General features: G+C 41.2%; 16 protein-coding genes and 3 pseudogenes. 3 read left to right on the top strand and 16 right to left on the bottom strand.

The features are described from left to right. Nucleotides 1–182, top strand: a 182-nt coding sequence (locus tag N9I19_RS20880) for a hypothetical protein (protein ID WP_317778864.1), incomplete at its 5' end; no start/stop codon positions are given. Here the strand turns inward: N9I19_RS20880 and N9I19_RS20875 are convergent. Then, on the bottom strand, nucleotides 154–768 hold the full coding sequence (locus N9I19_RS20875; protein WP_317778863.1) for a DedA family protein: 615 nt from the start codon (nucleotides 766–768) through the stop codon (nucleotides 154–156). The genes N9I19_RS20880 and N9I19_RS20875 overlap by 29 nt on opposite strands. Nucleotides 769–850: 82 nt before the next feature. Then, on the bottom strand, nucleotides 851–1,501 hold the full coding sequence (locus N9I19_RS20870) for a phosphatase PAP2 family protein (RefSeq protein WP_284469931.1): 651 nt from the start codon (nucleotides 1,499–1,501) through the stop codon (nucleotides 851–853). 514 nt (nucleotides 1,502–2,015) lie between these two features. Here N9I19_RS20870 and N9I19_RS25325 point away from each other — a divergent pair. Continuing rightward, nucleotides 2,016–2,159 (top strand): hypothetical protein, encoded by a 144-nt coding sequence (locus N9I19_RS25325; protein ID WP_411730692.1) that lies wholly within the window; start codon nucleotides 2,016–2,018, stop codon nucleotides 2,157–2,159. A gap of 22 nt (nucleotides 2,160–2,181) precedes the next feature. Here N9I19_RS25325 and N9I19_RS20865 read toward each other — a convergent pair whose 3' ends face one another. The 7 genes and pseudogenes from N9I19_RS20865 to pruA all read right to left on the bottom strand — a co-directional run bounded on the left by N9I19_RS20865 (nucleotide 2,182) and on the right by pruA (nucleotide 9,888). Beyond that, entirely contained in the window at nucleotides 2,182–3,420 is a 1,239-nt protein-coding gene (locus tag N9I19_RS20865; RefSeq protein ID WP_317778865.1) for a cytochrome P450, read from the bottom strand. A 672-nt stretch (nucleotides 3,421–4,092) separates the two neighbouring features. Then, the gene (locus N9I19_RS20860; RefSeq protein WP_061464519.1) at nucleotides 4,093–4,272 is read right to left on the bottom strand and encodes a hypothetical protein; all 180 of its coding nucleotides are present in this window, start codon (nucleotides 4,270–4,272) and stop codon (nucleotides 4,093–4,095) included. 126 nt (nucleotides 4,273–4,398) lie between these two features. Next, nucleotides 4,399–5,076 (bottom strand): DUF975 family protein, encoded by a 678-nt coding sequence (locus tag N9I19_RS20855; RefSeq protein ID WP_317778862.1) that lies wholly within the window; start codon nucleotides 5,074–5,076, stop codon nucleotides 4,399–4,401. Nucleotides 5,077–5,571: 495 nt separating this feature from the next. Further along, nucleotides 5,572–5,826, bottom strand: a complete 255-nt coding sequence (locus tag N9I19_RS20850) for a biotin/lipoyl attachment domain-containing protein (RefSeq protein ID WP_089364895.1) — start codon at nucleotides 5,824–5,826, stop codon at nucleotides 5,572–5,574. A 37-nt stretch (nucleotides 5,827–5,863) separates the two neighbouring features. Further along, a pseudogene (locus N9I19_RS20845) lies at nucleotides 5,864–7,113 on the bottom strand (Glu/Leu/Phe/Val family dehydrogenase). Between the two features lie 16 nt (nucleotides 7,114–7,129). Then, nucleotides 7,130–8,323, bottom strand: coding sequence for an ornithine--oxo-acid transaminase (locus N9I19_RS20840; RefSeq protein ID WP_317778861.1), 1,194 nt, complete (start codon nucleotides 8,321–8,323; stop codon nucleotides 7,130–7,132). A gap of 17 nt (nucleotides 8,324–8,340) precedes the next feature. After that, a complete protein-coding gene (gene pruA / locus N9I19_RS20835) occupies nucleotides 8,341–9,888 on the bottom strand; it encodes an L-glutamate gamma-semialdehyde dehydrogenase (protein WP_317778860.1) in 1,548 nt (515 codons plus the stop codon). 384 nt (nucleotides 9,889–10,272) lie between these two features. Between pruA and N9I19_RS20830 the strand changes: the two genes are divergently transcribed. After that, nucleotides 10,273–11,685, top strand: a complete 1,413-nt coding sequence (locus N9I19_RS20830; RefSeq protein WP_317778859.1) for a sigma-54 interaction domain-containing protein — start codon at nucleotides 10,273–10,275, stop codon at nucleotides 11,683–11,685. A gap of 91 nt (nucleotides 11,686–11,776) precedes the next feature. Here N9I19_RS20830 and N9I19_RS20825 read toward each other — a convergent pair whose 3' ends face one another. From N9I19_RS20825 to N9I19_RS20795, 7 genes and pseudogenes are all read right to left on the bottom strand, one after another. Next, nucleotides 11,777–12,463: an FMN-dependent NADH-azoreductase gene (locus N9I19_RS20825; protein ID WP_061464526.1), complete on the bottom strand. Its 687-nt coding sequence runs from the start codon at nucleotides 12,461–12,463 to the stop codon at nucleotides 11,777–11,779. Between the two features lie 29 nt (nucleotides 12,464–12,492). After that, entirely contained in the window at nucleotides 12,493–13,338 is an 846-nt protein-coding gene (locus N9I19_RS20820; protein WP_317778858.1) for a VOC family protein, read from the bottom strand. 4 nt (nucleotides 13,339–13,342) lie between these two features. Next, nucleotides 13,343–13,747 carry a DoxX family protein gene (locus tag N9I19_RS20815; RefSeq protein WP_089363791.1) on the bottom strand — a complete coding sequence of 135 codons (405 nt, stop codon included), beginning with the start codon at nucleotides 13,745–13,747 and terminating at the stop codon, nucleotides 13,343–13,345. A 141-nt stretch (nucleotides 13,748–13,888) separates the two neighbouring features. Continuing rightward, nucleotides 13,889–14,158, bottom strand: coding sequence for a hypothetical protein (locus N9I19_RS20810; RefSeq protein ID WP_317778857.1), 270 nt, complete (start codon nucleotides 14,156–14,158; stop codon nucleotides 13,889–13,891). 79 nt (nucleotides 14,159–14,237) lie between these two features. Beyond that, nucleotides 14,238–14,378: pseudogene (locus N9I19_RS20805) on the bottom strand (MATE family efflux transporter); the annotation flags it as partial. A 683-nt stretch (nucleotides 14,379–15,061) separates the two neighbouring features. Next, the gene (locus tag N9I19_RS20800; protein WP_317778856.1) at nucleotides 15,062–16,354 is read right to left on the bottom strand and encodes a CitMHS family transporter; all 1,293 of its coding nucleotides are present in this window, start codon (nucleotides 16,352–16,354) and stop codon (nucleotides 15,062–15,064) included. Between the two features lie 215 nt (nucleotides 16,355–16,569). After that, a pseudogene (locus N9I19_RS20795) lies at nucleotides 16,570–17,451 on the bottom strand (helix-turn-helix transcriptional regulator). Between the last annotated feature and the right edge of the window lie 168 nt (nucleotides 17,452–17,619).

The following is a 17,619-nucleotide window of genomic DNA, read 5'->3' as shown; positions in this document are numbered from 1 at the left end:
AGCTAACCACTACTACTGCCTTCATGGTTCGGGACTTTCACCCTATAGATTGCACCCATGCCGGGCGCACGAAAAAGGCTGTCGCAACGACAGCCTTTGGCGGTTATGTTCGGTTATGTAATGAAAGTGCCGTTTTCGTTTGGCCCCAATCAATTATTTCCCTTTGCCTTTATTCCTTCTAAAAATCAAAACAACGAAAAGAATGAACAGCAAGGCCAATATTGCATAAACGACGTTAGAATAAATGTCCATATACCCTACAATATCTTCCCACGAAGATCCAACGGCCGCCCCGATATTCACCAAGATGACGTTCCAAATTAACGTACCGGATGTAGTGTATAGCAGAAAGAGCCAAAAGCTCATATGGGACATGCCTGCAGGTATCGAGATCAAGCTTCTGATCAGCGGAACGAGTCTACAGAAAAACACGGTCCAGGCCCCGTACTTATCAAACCATGAATTCGCCTTATGGACGTCGGATACCGTTAACCGAAAAATATGCCCCCATCTATCCACGAACTTTTCAATTATTTTCACATCAAGAAGTAAACCAATCCCATAAAGGACGACCGCTCCTGCCACTGACCCCAGTGTCGAAGCAATCACGACACCGATAATTGTCATATTCGCCGTCGTCGTCATGAAACCGCCAAAAGTCAGAATGACCTCTGACGGGATCGGCGGGAAAATATTTTCCAATGCTATTAAAAGAAAGATTCCTATATACCCAAAATCATTCATGAATTCCGTAATCCAATTTTCCATTTAATCGCTCCCAACTGTATTGAGTCAATATCTGACCCTGTTACCCTCCGGCTGCTAATCTTGCAATAATCTTGTCCCTTTATTACATATCTTTGTTCTTCCGCCGATCTTGATACCTTTGAAAAAACCAAATGGAAATCGCAATCCAAAAACCACCCGCCAAATATCCGGCAATGATATCACTAGGATAATGGACCCCCAAGTATATTCGGCTTATACCTATTGAGAGGATCATCGACATGCTGAACAGAATCAATAGAACCCTTGCCCACTTAGCCGTAATATGACGCCATAGCAAAAATGTGAGAATACTGTATAAAGAGAATGCATTCATGGCATGTCCACTAGGGAAACTGTACCCCCCTATTTCGATGAGTCGATGTAAATCGGGCCGGGCGCGTCTAAAGAAAAGCTTAACCATCAAATTGAGAAGAGGTGAACCAATTATGACAGCACTGAATAAAATTAGTTCCAAACGATGCTTTAAAACCTTATATAAGAAAAACAATATGAACAAAGAAAGGATGATCAAGGCACTGGTTGAACCTATGTAGGTAAAGAACTTCATGATGCTCGTTAGTAAGGGCGATTCCAATCCCTGCACTAAGGCAATCACGACTTCATCAAATTTCAGGTATTCATTTGCACTTATGGTAAATGCAATGAAACTGAACCCTATTAAAGAAAGTACACTTACTATAAAGGCAATGGTTAATTGTTGCTTCAATCTCATAATAACATCCTTTCACTTTTGAAACCGTTTCAAATGGAAATATCTATTTTATCCTAACCTTCTTCATTATAGGCAGAATGTAAAGGCTTCATCGCCCGCAAACCTCACCCAGAGGATGCCGGAGCACACTTCCATCTACTTTTTCATACTACCCTATTGGTCATTATCACCTCAACTTCAGGTTACTTTAGATTCATACATTCACATGTATCGCTACATCTTCGGTTTCGTTTCACTTACCATTTTGTTTAATCATTCTAATGATCGATTATGGCATAATCAAAATATACATATTTTGTATTTTCATTCTCAAACCAAAGGAAAAAAGAAGCATGAATGTAAATTTCGGCAAGTAGCGAAAAATTATGCTGAATGGAGAAATGATTTACCGGATGAATTGATGGAAAGTTAAAAATGAGGGGAATGAACTTTGCAGAATATCGATGGACAACGGATTATAGAATACTTTAACCCGGTATTCATAAACCACTACCCTAAAAAGTGATTTTTCGACATCGCAACCGTTTTAAGGGCTTGGCACTGGATTGACAGAGAAGAAACTCTAAAGGAAGTGAGGCGGATTTTAAAAGATATTGGTTCGTTTATCGTGATGGGTTCGGGATTCACTTCAACAAGCAAAAAACCTTATGCAGGTTAGTGCACAAGGTTCTTTTCGTTTTTTAATGTGTACGGCGTGCCTTAAGCGGTAGTGATGTCAATGTTTGCCCTGTCGCTGAATCAGTAAGATTTTCTTCTACCTGGAATGTTGGCACCGCTTCAATATGCTTGAATTTCTTCAGGAATGTAGTAAGCGCAATCTTTGCTTCCAGCCTCGCTAGCGGAGCTCCTAGGCAGAAATGAGGACCATTCCCGAATGTTAAATGTTTCTTATTATTAGGGCGGTGGATATTAAGGGTGAAGGCGTCTTCAAACATCGCTTCGTCCAAATTAGCTGCACTCATCCAAACAACCACGTTTTCCCCTTTTTTCAATTCCACTCCCAATAGATCGTTATCTTCCTGTACGGTGCGATCTAATTTAATGAGATTGAATCGGAAACGGAGCATTTCTTCGACCGCCTGCGGAACCAAATCCAGGTTTTCATGTAATTCCCGATAAACTTCAACGTCATCATATAGCAGGGAATAAAAGCTATTGGCTAGTAAATGACTTGTTGTCTCGACCCCTGCTCCTAAAATCAGCATGGTCGTCCGGACAACCTCATCATCCGTAAACATTTCCCCATCCACTTCTGACTTCAATAGATCTGAGATGATATCATCTGCCGGGTTTAATCGTTTTTGCACAACAATTGGATACAAATATTGATAGTATTCTTTTGCTGCCACTTGCTTCATTTCATTTACTTCTTCTTGTTTTTCTTTATCAAAAGGAAGGAATAAGATATCCACCCATTTCTTAAACAATAAACGATCTTTCGAGGGAACGCCCATTAAATCTGACATCACAATGATCGGAAGCGGACTCGCCAATGATTGCACAATATCGATTTCCGTTTCCTCATCCATTTGTCCAATCAATTCATCTGCAATTTCCTGAATGCGAGGTTCCCAGTTTTGAAGACTTCTAGGTGTGAATGCTGCGGCCAGCAGTGAACGGCGTTTTCTATGCTCAGGTGGATCACTTTCAGTTATTTTGATCTTTTCAGGGACCGCCCCTTCACCACTATCCGTTCCAACCGATATGGTAGTCCGTTTCCGAACACTTGAAAAATGTTTATAATCACTGAGAACCCGCTTCACATCTTCATATTTAAAAACATTCCACGTATCCGTTCCTTCGTGATAACTCACAGGGTCATTTTCTAACATCCGTTTACACCAAGCGTACGGACTAAATTCCTCCGTCCGTGTTTTAAACCTAGTAAATTCTTTTATTGCAATAACTTCTTTCATGATACCGACTCCTCCCACTTCTCAAAGATACCTAACAAAAGGATCGAATGTTCAGTATTCTTAAATCTCTGTCGATTTGAATAGGGTCGAGCATTCCTGATAGACTTTTTACCATTTACCTTAAACATGAATCTATTCCATTATAGGGTAAAACACCGCAGCAGACCATGCTTCTTCCATACCAGCACCCTCACATGAAATTTGCCCCACAATCCCAACAACCCTATGTAAAACTGCTTATTTTTGACAATTCTTTTTCTTTTTCTATTTTTTTATGTCTCTTAATTGATGCTTAAAATCCAATCCTCTTTTTCAAATTCGGAGACAGTGCTTTTGACTAAGTTATTTCAGTATAGATTATTTAGATAATTGCCGGAGTTTGTAAAACCTGAACGTTGATTGGAACGCAGGGCAATCGCTTTCCGCGGGCGGTCTTTGCGCCTGTGGGGTCTCCCTTGGACACGCTTTTCCCGCATTTATATGGAATGAAACCATTACTAGATTGAAGAAATTTACGACACTCCTGCCGAAACTGCTAGCCGAGACCCCGGAGGTGCTTGCGGCAAGGGAGCGAATTTCTAAAATCAACTGGAATTTTTTCAAAGAAAAAACTGCAGGCAAACTTCGATTCTCATCGAGCTTGCCTGCAGTTGGAACGGCTGTACGATGCAGCCGTCAATTTTTGCCTCTTTTAATCAGTTCATGTAAATCATCCATTTTCTTTTCCATGATATCTAGTCTGGTTTTACGGTGCTTGCTGGAACGGAAAAGGGATACGGCGCCAACAATGATCAGGATTAGAAATACAAGGCAAAACAATTGGTATATCAGATCAGCAATATTAAAACTACTCACTATGTGATCCCCCTAAAATGGCATTCTCAATATTCTATTATACACCAGGCAAAATTAACATTTTAACCTTTTTAAGGAGAAACGAGAATAAAAAAACCGATAGCCAATTTGCTATCGGTTAATCTTTTATACCTCTATTTGTTTATCTTCAGTATCTTCTTGAGGCACAATTAATTCATTATAGAATGCTGCCAATGTAGTTCCGATATAAGGAAACAACCATAGGAAACCAATTGTCATAGTGAACATACAAAGGATGCCCCAACCTATGAAGCTTAGGTGCATAAGGAAATACTTCCATTTCAGGCCCTTCATTCTTTTTTTGCTTTCTGTAATGGCTTCAAGCACGGTGTATTCTGGATGATCCTTCAATAAGAAAAACACCTGCGAATAGGCGATGCTTTTGATGATACCGGGAATGATTAATAATAATGACCATAAAAAAATCAAAATAGCTTGTAAAATGGATGCCCCAATAAGCTTGAAAGAGGTTTTTCCATCCTTATAGATAGCGAATACCTCTGGAATATCAGGGTTTCCTTCCCTAACCAATTTCAGGTAGAACCAAGTGGTTGAAATGGTAACCGGGATTAAGGCAATAGACAGGAGCGTGCTGAAGATATTGGACCATACAGGTGTTTCTTCCTGCATGAACCATTGTGAAAATCCACCGCTTCCAATCACTTCGACAATTAAAGGTAAAATGAAATTGATCAAGAACAAGAGCAACATAAGCGAAACAGCTACTCCCCATTTACCTCCCAACGAATGAAGGGCTTTCCTTTTTAATTCTGAGATTCTCATACTCTGTAACTCCCCTTTTTTAAACGGCAGAATTCTGAACATTCACCATTTCATTGTAAATATGGATGAATTCAGAAAAACCGCTTTTTAATTGATGTCTAAATCTCACTTAGTATTTTAACATAATATTTCTAGCCATGGGCTTAAATTCCTAGAAAGCACTCACGGATAAAGAAAAACGGCTTAACCAGTTTCGAGCAATTATGATCACCTCCCATCAGGCAATTAAATCGACTTGGCTTGTTTGTATAACAGTTTATGAAAGGGAATATGGCAATATGCCCTTTCCAAATGAAAAATACCTTCGCGAAACCATACCATGTTAAGGTGTATGGTAAGCGAAGGCGCTTTTATTTATCTTGGTTAAAAGTTTTTTCTTTATATAGTTCTTTTTTCCTTCCTGGCTTTGTCCTCGCCATTTATTTGATCACAACAAAAAAAGAGCATCCCAAAGCAGAAATCGCTTCCGCCTTTGGAACACCCTCTTTCCTATAATCAATCAGAGCCAGTTATAACAAAATCGTCTTGGAGCAAAGCTAAAGGAAGCTTTCTATTAATAGGATCCCCTGCCGAGACATTAATTTCAGTAATGTGACCACTTGCACCAATTGAAACATCAATCAATTTCCCATCTTTCGTTTTCACTAAAAAGAGCCTCTCCCATTCATAAACATAGGAATTCTTTTGAACGTAAACTTGTTCGATGGTCCCATCCTGAGCACACTCGATGGTATGAATCGGTTTTAACACGGAATCACTCCTCCACCCTCCATTATTAGACTAAAGCTTATACCCAGCCACGGAATATTGAGGCTTCTGCCATTTTTCTGACACCCACCATATACGCTGCCAGCCTCATATCCACTTTTCTTGTCTCGGACATTTCATATACTTGATTAAATGAATTGACCAATAACTCTTTTAATTTGGTTTGGACTTCAGCATCTTCCCAACCCATTCAAAGTAAGAAACTGTCACACCGCCTGAACTTGCCAATACATCAGGTACGAGAAGCACATTGCGTTCCGTCAAGATCTTGGTTGCTTCCAATGTGGTAGGTCCATTCGCTGCCTCCACGACAATTTGGGCTTTGATAAGATGTGCATTTTCTTTGGTGATTTGATTGGAAATGGCAGCAGGCACTAAAATATCACAATCTTGTTCCAGAAGTTCCTGATTGGTGATTGTATTATCGAATAGTGTCGTTACCGTTCCAAAGCTATCCCTTTTATCAAGTAAGTAATCGATATCCAGACCATCCTGGTTATAAATGGCACCATATGCGTCCGATATGCCAATCACTTTCGCACCTGCATCATGCATGAATTTGGCTAAAAAGCTTCCTGCATTCCCAAACCCTTGGACGATGATGCGTGCACCTTTCAATTCTATACCCTTACGCTTTGCCGCTTCCTCGATACAAATGGTTACACCTTGTGCAGTCGCCTTTTCCCTACCGTGTGAACCGCCCAGAACCAGTGGCTTACCTGTAATGAAACCAGGTGAATCGTGTTCTCTTATTCTACTGTATTCATCCATCATCCATGCCATGATTTGTGAATTCGTATAAACATCCGGGGCCGGAATATCTTTTGTCGGCCCCACTATTTGGCTGATTGCCCGAACGTATCCACGGCTAAGCCTTTCTAATTCACCGATGGACATTTGGCGCGGATCACAGATGATGCCGCCTTTTCCTCCGCCATATGGCAGATTCACGATTCCGCATTTCAAACTCATCCACATTGAAAGTGCCTTGACTTCTTCCTCATCGACTTCTGGATGAAAACGGATTCCGCCTTTCGTCGGACCGACAGCATCGTTGTGCTGGGCACGATATCCAGTGAAAATCTTCGTCGTATTGTCATCCATCTTAATCGGAATCCGGACGGTCAGCATCCGAAGAGGTTCCTTCAAAAGCTCGAACACTTCTTCAGAATAGCCAAGCTTATCAAGCGCCTCCTTGATTACGACCTGTGTTGAATCAAGCAAGCTGGCAGTTTCTTTTTCTTCTTTGACAGTTGTACTCAATGGAATTCACCTCATAGGTATATTAGGATAAAACTCTTTTAATGCGTTCGATTGCCCAATCCAAGTCTTCTTTAGTAATCACTAATGGCGGAGCAAAACGGATGACTGTATCATGTGTTTCTTTACATAGCAGTTTTTCTTCTTTAAGCTGCTCACAATAAGGTCTTGCAGCTTCTGTCAATTCAACCCCGATGAATAAGCCTCTACCACGGATTTCTTTAATCATGGGATTCTTGATTTCTTTTAAGCTATCCATAAAATATTGTCCAAGCTCCAATGAACGTTCCGCAAGCTTCTCATCTTCAAGTACTTCCAAAGAAGCGATGGAAACCGCACATGCCAATGGATTGCCGCCGAATGTAGAACCATGGGAACCAGGATTGAATACGCCAAGGATTTCGCGGTTTGCAGCTACGCAAGAGATCGGGAAAACCCCGCCGCCAAGCGCCTTGCCTAAAATGTACATATCCGGAACTACTCCATCCCAGTCAGAGGCGAACATTTTTCCTGAACGTCCAAGTCCTGATTGAATTTCATCAGAAACGAATAGGACATTATTTTCTTTACATAGTTCGTATGCTTCTTTTAAGAATCCTTGAGGCGGTATGATGATTCCAGCTTCACCTTGAATCGGTTCGATTAAAAATCCAGCCGTTTGCGGTGTAATCGCTTCTTTCAATGCATCAAGATCGCCATAAGGGATAAGCTTGACCCCTGGTAACATCGGTCCAAAGCCCCTTCTGTACTCTTCATCGGACGACAGGGACACGGCTGCCATTGTACGGCCATGGAAATTCCCGATACAAGCAATGATTTCCGCTTGGTTTTCTGCGATTCCTTTAACATCATAACCCCAGCGCCTAACAGCTTTGATTGCTGTTTCAACGGCTTCAGCACCCGTATTCATAGGAAGCGCCATGTCTTTTTGCGTAATGCGTGAAACCATTTCGTACCACGGGCCTAATTTATCACTATGGAATGCACGGGACGTCAATGTCACGCGATCGGCTTGTTTTTTTAATTCGTCGATGATTTTCGGATGCCTGTGACCTTGGTTCACTGCTGAATAGGCACTTAGCATATCCATATATTTGTTTCCTTCAGGATCTTCCACCCAAACTCCTTCTGCCTTCGAAATGACGATTGGAAGTGGATTATAATTGTTTGCACCATATTGTTCTGTTTGCTCGATTAATTTTTCCGTTACTGTTGTCATGTTGATTCCCCCTAAAATTATAGCGTTTCAGATGTTGTTTTTCCTTGAAGATGAAGAACTAAATAATCAGGACCGCCCGCTTTTGAATCTGTACCTGACATATTGAATCCGCCAAATGGCTGGTATCCGACAATGGCACCAGTACAGCCGCGATTGAAGTACAAGTTTCCTACGTGGAAATCTTCACGTGCCTGTTCGATATGTTCAATATTGTTCGAGATGACTGCACCTGTTAATCCATAATCCGTGTTATTGGCAATCTCGATTGCATGAGTGAAATCTTTTGCCTTACAGAACGCTACCACTGGTCCGAAAATCTCTTCTTTCATGACTCGTGCATTCTCATCCACATCGGCAATGATGGTTGGCTGGATGAAGAAACCTTTTGAATTGTCCCCTTCTCCCCCTACAACAAGTTTCCCTTCTTTTTTACCGATTTCAACGTAGCTCATGACTTTGTCGTAAGCGGCTTGATCGATAACAGGACCCATGAAGTTGTTTACGTCCGTTGGTTCGCCGACCGTTTTTTCTTTCGTTAATTCAATGACACGATTCAAGACTTGGTCATATACATCTTCCACTATGACTGTCCGTGAACAAGCAGAACATTTTTGACCGGAGAATCCGAATGCAGAAGCGACGATGGATTGTGCTGCCAATTCCAAATCAGCTTCTTTATCAACAACGATCGTATCTTTACCGCCCATTTCAGCGATGACACGTTTCAACCAAATTTGGCCTTCATTTACTTTTGACGCACGCTCATAAATACGGATTCCCACATCACGAGATCCGGTAAAGCTGATGAAACGTGTACGAGGATGATCTACCAAATAATCGCCAACTTCAGCACCGCTTCCTGGAATGAAGTTCACAACTCCTGCAGGTAATCCCGCTTCTTCCAACACTTCGATGAATTTAGCTGCAATGACCGGTGTTGTACTGGCCGGTTTCAATAAGACGGTATTTCCTGAAACAAGAGCCGCTGTCGTCATTCCTGCCATGATCGCAAACGGGAAATTCCAAGGTGAGATGATGACACCGACACCAAGTGGAATATAACTGAATGCATTGTGTTCAATCGGACGGCTTTCCACTGGCATTCCGTCTTTAAGCTTCAGCATTTGACGTGCGTAGTATTCCATGAAATCGATCGCTTCCGCTGTATCTGCATCCGCTTCATTCCAAGGTTTTCCTGCTTCTTTAACCAATAGAGCCGAGAAGTAGTGTTTTCTTCTCCGGACGATGGCTGCAGCCCTGAATAAAATATTTGCACGCATTTCCGCTTTCGTTTTTCTCCAAGTTTGGAAAGTCTTATCCGCCGCTTGCATGGCTTGCTCAGCAAGTTCCTTATTTGCTTTGGATACGGTTCCGATAACTTCTTCTTTATTTGCTGGGTTTACAGAGGTAATGACTTCATCAGTAAACACTTTTTCACCATTAATGACTAGCGGGTATTTCTTCCCTAAATCATTAGCTACATCATTCAATGCCACTTGAAAAGCTTTATTGTTTTCTTCGATTTTAAAATTAGTAAATGGTTCGTGTTTATATGGTTGGACCATTATGGCTCATCTCCCTAAAGTTTTATATTTTTTTCTCTCGCTTATTAAACAAGCAAGTTCCGTGCCAACTTTTCATTTTTTTGAAAAAAACATTGTTTTTTCATGAAATATGCAATGAAATTCAGCACTTATGGGGCAATATTGGCATAGCATGCCATTTATTTTTGCTCTAGCCCCTATTTTTTTCACTTAAACCTTACACTTTTTATTAATGCAAGATTCATGCCAACGTGTAAAATCATAAAAAAGGGCATTTTTATCCTTTTTCCGCAAAATATTTTTGCACTTCAATGCAAAATAATCTTGCTGTGCAAATTTTATTTGCACCTTTTCTATATTTCTACTACAATAGCTCTAAGAAATGAATAAAAAGGGGAGGCATCCATGTATTTAGATCAAATCGTTAAAATAGAAGGTTTTCAAACCATCCTCCACTCGCTTGTGGATGTAATCGATATCGGGATACACATAATCGATATAAAAGGCCGAACCATTGTTTATAACAAAAAAATGGCTGAAATTGAAGGAATGGAATCGGAAGAAGTATTAGGGAAAAAGATTCACGAGATCTTTATATTCAAGGAAGAAACGGAGAGCACATTAATACGGGCACTTCATTCTGGAAGGAAAACCGAAAACTCGAAGCAGACCTACTTCAATAATCTCGGACAAGAAATTACAACAATCAATAATACGTTTCCGATTTTGGATCAGAACCAAAATATCATTGGAGCAATTGAAGTGGCAAAGGATATAACGAATCTCGAAAGAATCATTAAAGATAATATCTTGAATAAGGGCGATACCAAATATACGTTTGACAGCATCATCGGAACCAGTGAGAATTTCCTGGAAGTCATAGAAAAGAGCAAGCGTTCGACCAGAACCACATCCTCCATCCTCATCGTCGGGGAGACGGGAACCGGAAAAGAACTCTTCGCCCAAAGTATCCACAATGGCAGCAGCCGTTCGACACATCCTTTCATCAGCCAAAACTGCGCTGCCCTGCCGGATAGTCTAATTGAGGGAATACTCTTTGGCACAAAGAAAGGGGCCTTCACCGGATCGATTGAAAGGCCCGGATTATTCGAACAAGCACAGGGCGGTACCATCCTTCTTGATGAAATCAATTCGTTAAACCCGAATTTGCAAGCGAAATTATTACGGGCCCTTCAAGAAAGGACGATTCGCCGTGTTGGGGATACGAAAGATAAAAAAATTGACGTTCGGGTCATTGCAACGATAAATGAAGATCCAATAGACGCCATTTCAAATGATCATTTACGAAAGGATTTATATTATCGATTAAGCGTCGTATCGTTATTCATCCCACCCCTTCGTGAACGGAAAGAGGATATTCCTTTGCTGGCACAATCCTTCATCGAGAAATTCAATGCGCTGTTCGAATTGAATATTGAAGGGATTAGCGAGGAGGTCTACTCACTATTTTATGATTACGACTGGCCCGGGAACGTAAGGGAACTTGAACATATCATTGAGGGGGCCATGAATTTACTGGAACCTGGCGATACAAAGATTGCCATCAATCACCTTCCCACTCTCTTTAGAAAGAAAGCCCATTTTGAAGACATTCATCCCGAGAAAAAAGATGTCAAAACAAATGGAGATCTACAGGAGTCGACCTTATCTCTTGATGATTATATCGCCAATACTGAAAAGCAATACTTGGAGAAGATATTAAAGGAACATGGCATGAATATCTCTCAAGCAGCTAAAGCCCTGAATATCAGCCGCCAAAGTCTTCAATATCGTTTGAAAAAGTATCAGGATAAATAACCACAAAGAAGGCCCCCATTGATATATGGGGGCCTTCTTTGCTCGTTTATCCTGTAACTATGCGATTCCTTTCATTAGAAAAACTTCGCAATCAGAATGTTTCAGCCGCTTTTGCAACGTTTTCCAAACCATCCGCGATGATTTTTTGAGTCCGATCCGGATACTGATTATGTCCTTCAATGACCACTGCCTCCGGATTGTTGATTCCCCACAGGCTAATGATATTTTTAACTAAATTCACGGCCATTTCAGCAGAAGCCATTCCTTCCAATGCATAATCCGAACCGCGGGCATTCAATAGCATGACCTTTTTATCGCCAGCATACCCAACTGGTCCCTCCGCCGTATAATTGAACATTTTACCTGCTTGTGCCAAATAGGAAAGGTATGTGATCAGCGGTGCAGGAACCGTTGCGTTCCATAGAGGGAAAGCGAATACCACTTTATCCATGGCTAGGAATTGATTTAAATATTGGTCAACCAGATTTGCCGCTTTTTCCTCTTCAGCTGTCAGTTCAAGACCCTGGTTGCGTTTATACAAACCAGTAATGGCTGTATTCCCATAGTAAGGGAGTTCTTCTTTAAATAAATCCAACTCGGTCACTTCATCTGTACGGTGTGTCTCTTTATATGTTTCTAAAAATGTGTCATACATTTTCGAGCTGATTGCCTGATCTGCTGGACGATCATTCACTTTAACGAATAATACTTTTGTCATTTGTCCATTCTCCCCTGCCGCGGTTTCTTTATTTCCAAATAATCTACTTAAGAATCCCATTATCCTCACCCTTGCTTTCTGCTTTAAATTCAGACGACTAAATGAATCTCATTGCCTGATGGATCTGTTACACTGAAAAACTCTTCTTTTTCCGTGACGACAGCCCCGATTTCTTTAAGTTGCTCCCTTACCTTGTTTCTCGCATCTTCATCTGCAAAAACGAGGGTATACCAGTTCAGCCCCACACTATTTTCCTTTGGAGCAGGGGCGCCAACGCCATTCCATGTGTTCAACCCGATGTGGTGATGATATCCCCCGGTGGAAGTGAAGAGCGCTCCTCCATATCTATTCACGACGGTAAACCCAAGACCTTGCATGTAAAACTCCTCCGTTTTACGTAAATCTGATACATGCAGGTGTATATGTCCCATTAATGTACCTGCAGGCAGTGCACTCCACTCGCCATTACTTTCTTCCAGAAGGTCATTTCCATCCAACGGATCCGTGCCCATCGCAACCTCCCCATCAGCCCATCTCCAATCGGTGGATGGCCGGTCAGAGTATACTTCGATGCCATTGCCGTCCGGATCGGTAATGTACAGCGCTTCACTCACTTCATGATCCGCCGCTCCAAATGGATATTTCGTTTGAAGTAAATGGCGTAAAAAAATCGATAAGTCTGCACGGGTCGGCAGCAAAAGGGCAAAGTGATATAAGCCCGTGGTCCGCCCTTCTTTCGGAATCACATCAGCAGGCTGCTCAAGTGTAAGCAACTGGGTTTTTCCGTCTGTCGTTAAAACAGCTTGCCTTTCTGTTTTCTTCAATACTTGAAGACCGATGATATCTTGATAAAAAGTGATGGCATTTTTCAAATCCAAAACATTAATACTGACTTCGCCAACAAAAGTTACTGGTTTTTGATGAAAATTCTCCATATCGTCACTTCCCTTTTTTATTGAAAATCATGTTATCCAAAGAAAGAACAGTTCGGTTTGCACACACTAGATATACAGACATGGCTAGTAATGCCAAGTCCAGTTCGTAGCCCGCCGCTTGCCCGTTTCCAAGAAAACCAGCAGGTAATTTAGCCGTGAAAATCGCCCCCGCCATAATGACCACAAACAGCACAGAAACGATTCGTGTACCCAAACCCAGTATAACCGCAAGTCCTCCAATCAATTCGATACTTGCAACGATGTATGCCATGAACCCAGGAATACCAAGGCTATCGAAAAATCCCGCCGTGTTTCCTATGCCCCCTTGAAACTTTGAAACGCCGTGAATGAAAAAAGTAAGACCTAAGATCACCCGTAAAAAAACTTGACCTGCTTCATTTCTATTCATATATAAATTCTCTCCTTTTTTGTTGGTTACTTTATGTAAGTAATTATATTTTCACAAGCCCATAATGTCAAGTAAGTTTATTGGAATTTCTTTTCCCTTATAAAAAAAACGAATTGCAGAAAGCAACTCGTTCCAATGATGTCACTGTTTAAATGTGTAATACATGTTTGAATTGATGGTGAAAGAATCCGCAATGGTTCTCCCGACTTCCTCACATGCCACCTTACTGAATTTTGTCGCATCAACGGGCTCATATAATAATTGATGAATGCCGTCCACCGACCGTATTGCGACGGTTGCGTCAGGGTTTGTCTGAAATATACATTCCAGTATTTCTTCTTTATTAGGAACCAGGCTGGCAATCCAGACAAGATCGAACTCCGTGTAGTCATGAAGGGCGCCATCATTCAAGATATAGTCTGAATTCCCTTCGTTATCCAGTTCTTGGACTATGCGCCGGCCAAGTGAATGGGCTTGTTCATCTATATCAGGTACCTATAGCCACGCCGCCCAAATAAGCAGGGTTTGGTAACTGACCCACAACGGCGATGTCCGCCGCACCTATTAATGGCGTCGTTATCGTCGATATGGTCAGAGGAATGGCCAAGGCCAAATATGATCCATGGTCCACCTTACTTCCTCCTTACCTCCTTTTAAATCGAAAGTGGTTACAGCCTCTTTATTCAAACATCGAAATCAGTTCAATCCAAACTCACGAGTATTTACTCCAAACTCACGAGTATTTGCTCCAAATTCACGAGTATTTGCTCCAAACTCACGAGTATTTGCTCCAAATTCACGAGTATTTACTCCAAATTCACGAGTAAATGCTCCAAATTCACAGTATTTACTCCAAATTCACGTGTATTTACTCCAAATTCACGAGTATTTGCTCCTAACCCGTGGGTATCAGCTTTAAATCTCGTGCAATAGCACCAAACTCTTAAGTAAATGCACCAAAATCTCGATTTATTGCACTAATCCGCCTTCAAGCAATTCCCCATATTTTCAACATATTAAGCCCCTTTCGCTAAACAAATCAAAATGATTACTATTTACACTTTAGAAAAACAACTCTTTTCTTGACTGCCCTTCATAATAAAACGCAATGATTACTATTTACAAGGTTTTTTTTCGTTATTGTTAAACGGCCCATACCTTCAGCTTTCAAGGTAATGCTGCTTTACATGATGATAAGTCATCGACTTTTTTCCAGATTTATTCAGCTTATGATGTTTATCGGAAAATGAATAAAAGAGTCCCATTCGCATCTTTACGAACGGGACTCTTTTCAAAATTGGGATATGATATTTCTTATAGTGGGATGATTCCCAATAGGACTGCTACCACTATCATGACAAGCGTCGATCCGCATGCCCATTTCAGGAAAGTGCGCTGCAATGCCCCGAAATCTTCCCCTACCATTCCAATCAATAGATAAGTAGATGGAACAAGCGGGCTTAATAGATGGACAGGCAATCCTAAAAGAGAAGCTCTACCAATCAAAGCAGGGTCAATTCCATAAGCAGCTCCCGCTTTAGCAAGTAATGGGAGTACTCCATAATAAAATGCGTCATTAGACATGAAGAACGTGAAAGGTGCTGAGATGATGGCTGTAATGACGGCAAAATGTGCACCCATTTGATCTGGAATGTGCTGAATCAAAGAGTTTGCCATGGCATCCACCATTTCCGTACAGGCAAGAATCCCAGTAAAGACACCTGCCGCAAAAATCATCGAAACGACAGATAAAGCATTGTCCGCATAGTTTGCCACACGTTCTTTTTGATCACTGAGTTTCGGATAATTAACCGTAATGGCAATGGCAAAACCTATCATGAACAGAACCGCTGAAGGCATAAGTTCCATTATTAGCGCCACCAGCAAGGTAAGAGTCAATGCGTAATTGAATATAATCAATTTTGGACGCTTAAGATAAGCATCTTCCGTTGCTGCGGCATGCTGTGCAACAACATGATAATCGACCTCTATGATCCCAATTCTCTTTCTTTCTTTTTTACCCAGGCAATATGCCATGAAAAGGACGAATAGGACTCCGCCAATCATTGCAGGAATGACAGGGGTGAAAACATCGGACATTTCAAGTTTCAAAGCGGTCATCACCCGTGCTGTAGGGCCTCCCCATGGAAGAAGATTCATTACACCAGATGACGAAACGGCAATACCGGCCAATACAAGCGGTCTCATTCCAATCCGTTTATATAGCGGAAGCATGGCAGAAATCGTTATCATATATGTAGTCGTACCATCTCCATCCAAGGAAATGAGCAAGGCCAGGACAGCCGTGCCGATGGCAATTTTGACTGGATCTCCTTTTACAAGCTTAAGGATCGTATTGATGATTGGATCGAAAACTCCAGCATCGATCAAAATACCAAAGAAAAGAATCGCAAATAAAATCATGATCCCAGTTGGCGCTACACCTTTGATTCCTTCCAACGCCATCTCACCCATTTTACCGCCAAACCCGCCAATAAGTGCAAAGGCACTTGGTACTGCAATCAAAGCAATCATGGCTGAAAGTCGCCCTGTCATAATTAAAATCATAAACACTACTATCATTAAATATCCTAATAAAGCGAGCATATCTATCACTCCTATTTTCTAATAAGATAAATTGTATATGAAAACGCTTCATCTGTAAGCGTTTTCAATTTATTGTGTTTTAAAACTATTTTGTCAATTGTGTTCATTGTGTTCACGGAAGCGATTTTTCGAGGAGGAACCGAACGCCACTCCCCGGGTTGAATGGCGCGTTCTTTAAGGAAATAAGCGAATATTCAAGCAAATGATCCGCGCATTTATTCTTCAAATGATAAATTTTCCGGTCCGTCCAAAAGGTCACAGCCGTAATCTATATTGGTCGTTGGTGTATCGATACTGACTTCCTCGAATTCCAGTTCATCGATCCATACTTGGCCGCGCCCTGAAAGAAGGACCCCGAATGAAATGATGGCACTGTTTTCGGGCACATCCAGGACAATATAATAATGGTTCCATTCCGTATCGTTGACGATGGGCCGATTCCCCATATTGTCGAATTACAAAACATCCTGGAGCGTATTATCCACCCTCATCCATAAACCACAAAATCCATCAACACCTTTTGATTTTAAAAAACCCGACAGTTTCATTCTTTTACCAAGGTAATTTTCCGCCTTGAATTGCTGCATCATCGTAGCAAATTCCTCCTTGGATTCGGCAGTGACGGATTTCAGGAATCCTGATGCCTGGCCTTTATGGAATGTCTCCCGGTCAATTCCCATTTGATAATTGAATGGATGACTCCCGCTTAAATTCCAGCCTTTTAATAATTGTTCGTTTTTCATCGTCATTTCCTCCTTTTGCAAGGTTAGTTTACTTACGAGTTTCCGATATTGCCCTGGCGGCAGGTCATAATATTTCTTGAATGAACGAGTAAAGGATTCCTGTGTTTCAAAGCGGTAATATAAAGCAATATCGATTATTTTTTCATCGGTATAAAGCAGCATGTTAGCTGCATTGGCAATTCTTCGATATCGAATATATTCCGATACGGTCACGCCAACCTCCTTGTGAAAAATACGATGATAATGAAACTTCGAAAAACCTGCGAACCGTGCGATGTTCTCCAAGGATAATTCGTCTTGTAAGCTATTCTCTATATATTCAATCGTTTTTTGGATGATGGGGCTATATCTCATTTCCGAACCTCCTTAAGAAAAGGATAACAGATTAACATATCGTTTTTTTGACATATATTGCTTTTTTCATAATCTTTCAAACGATGCATCATAAAAAAAGGCTCTTTTCGTAAAGATTGTTGTTTTTAAAACGAAACTATTTAAGGTTGATTGGAGCGGAAGTGCGAG

Origin of the sequence: Peribacillus sp. CSMR9 (assembly GCF_033141925.1) — a bacterium.
GTDB lineage: Bacteria > Bacillota > Bacilli > Bacillales > DSM-1321 > Peribacillus > Peribacillus simplex_A.
Note: the sequence above shows the minus strand (reverse complement) of the source record. Positions and strands in the feature narration are given on the sequence as shown.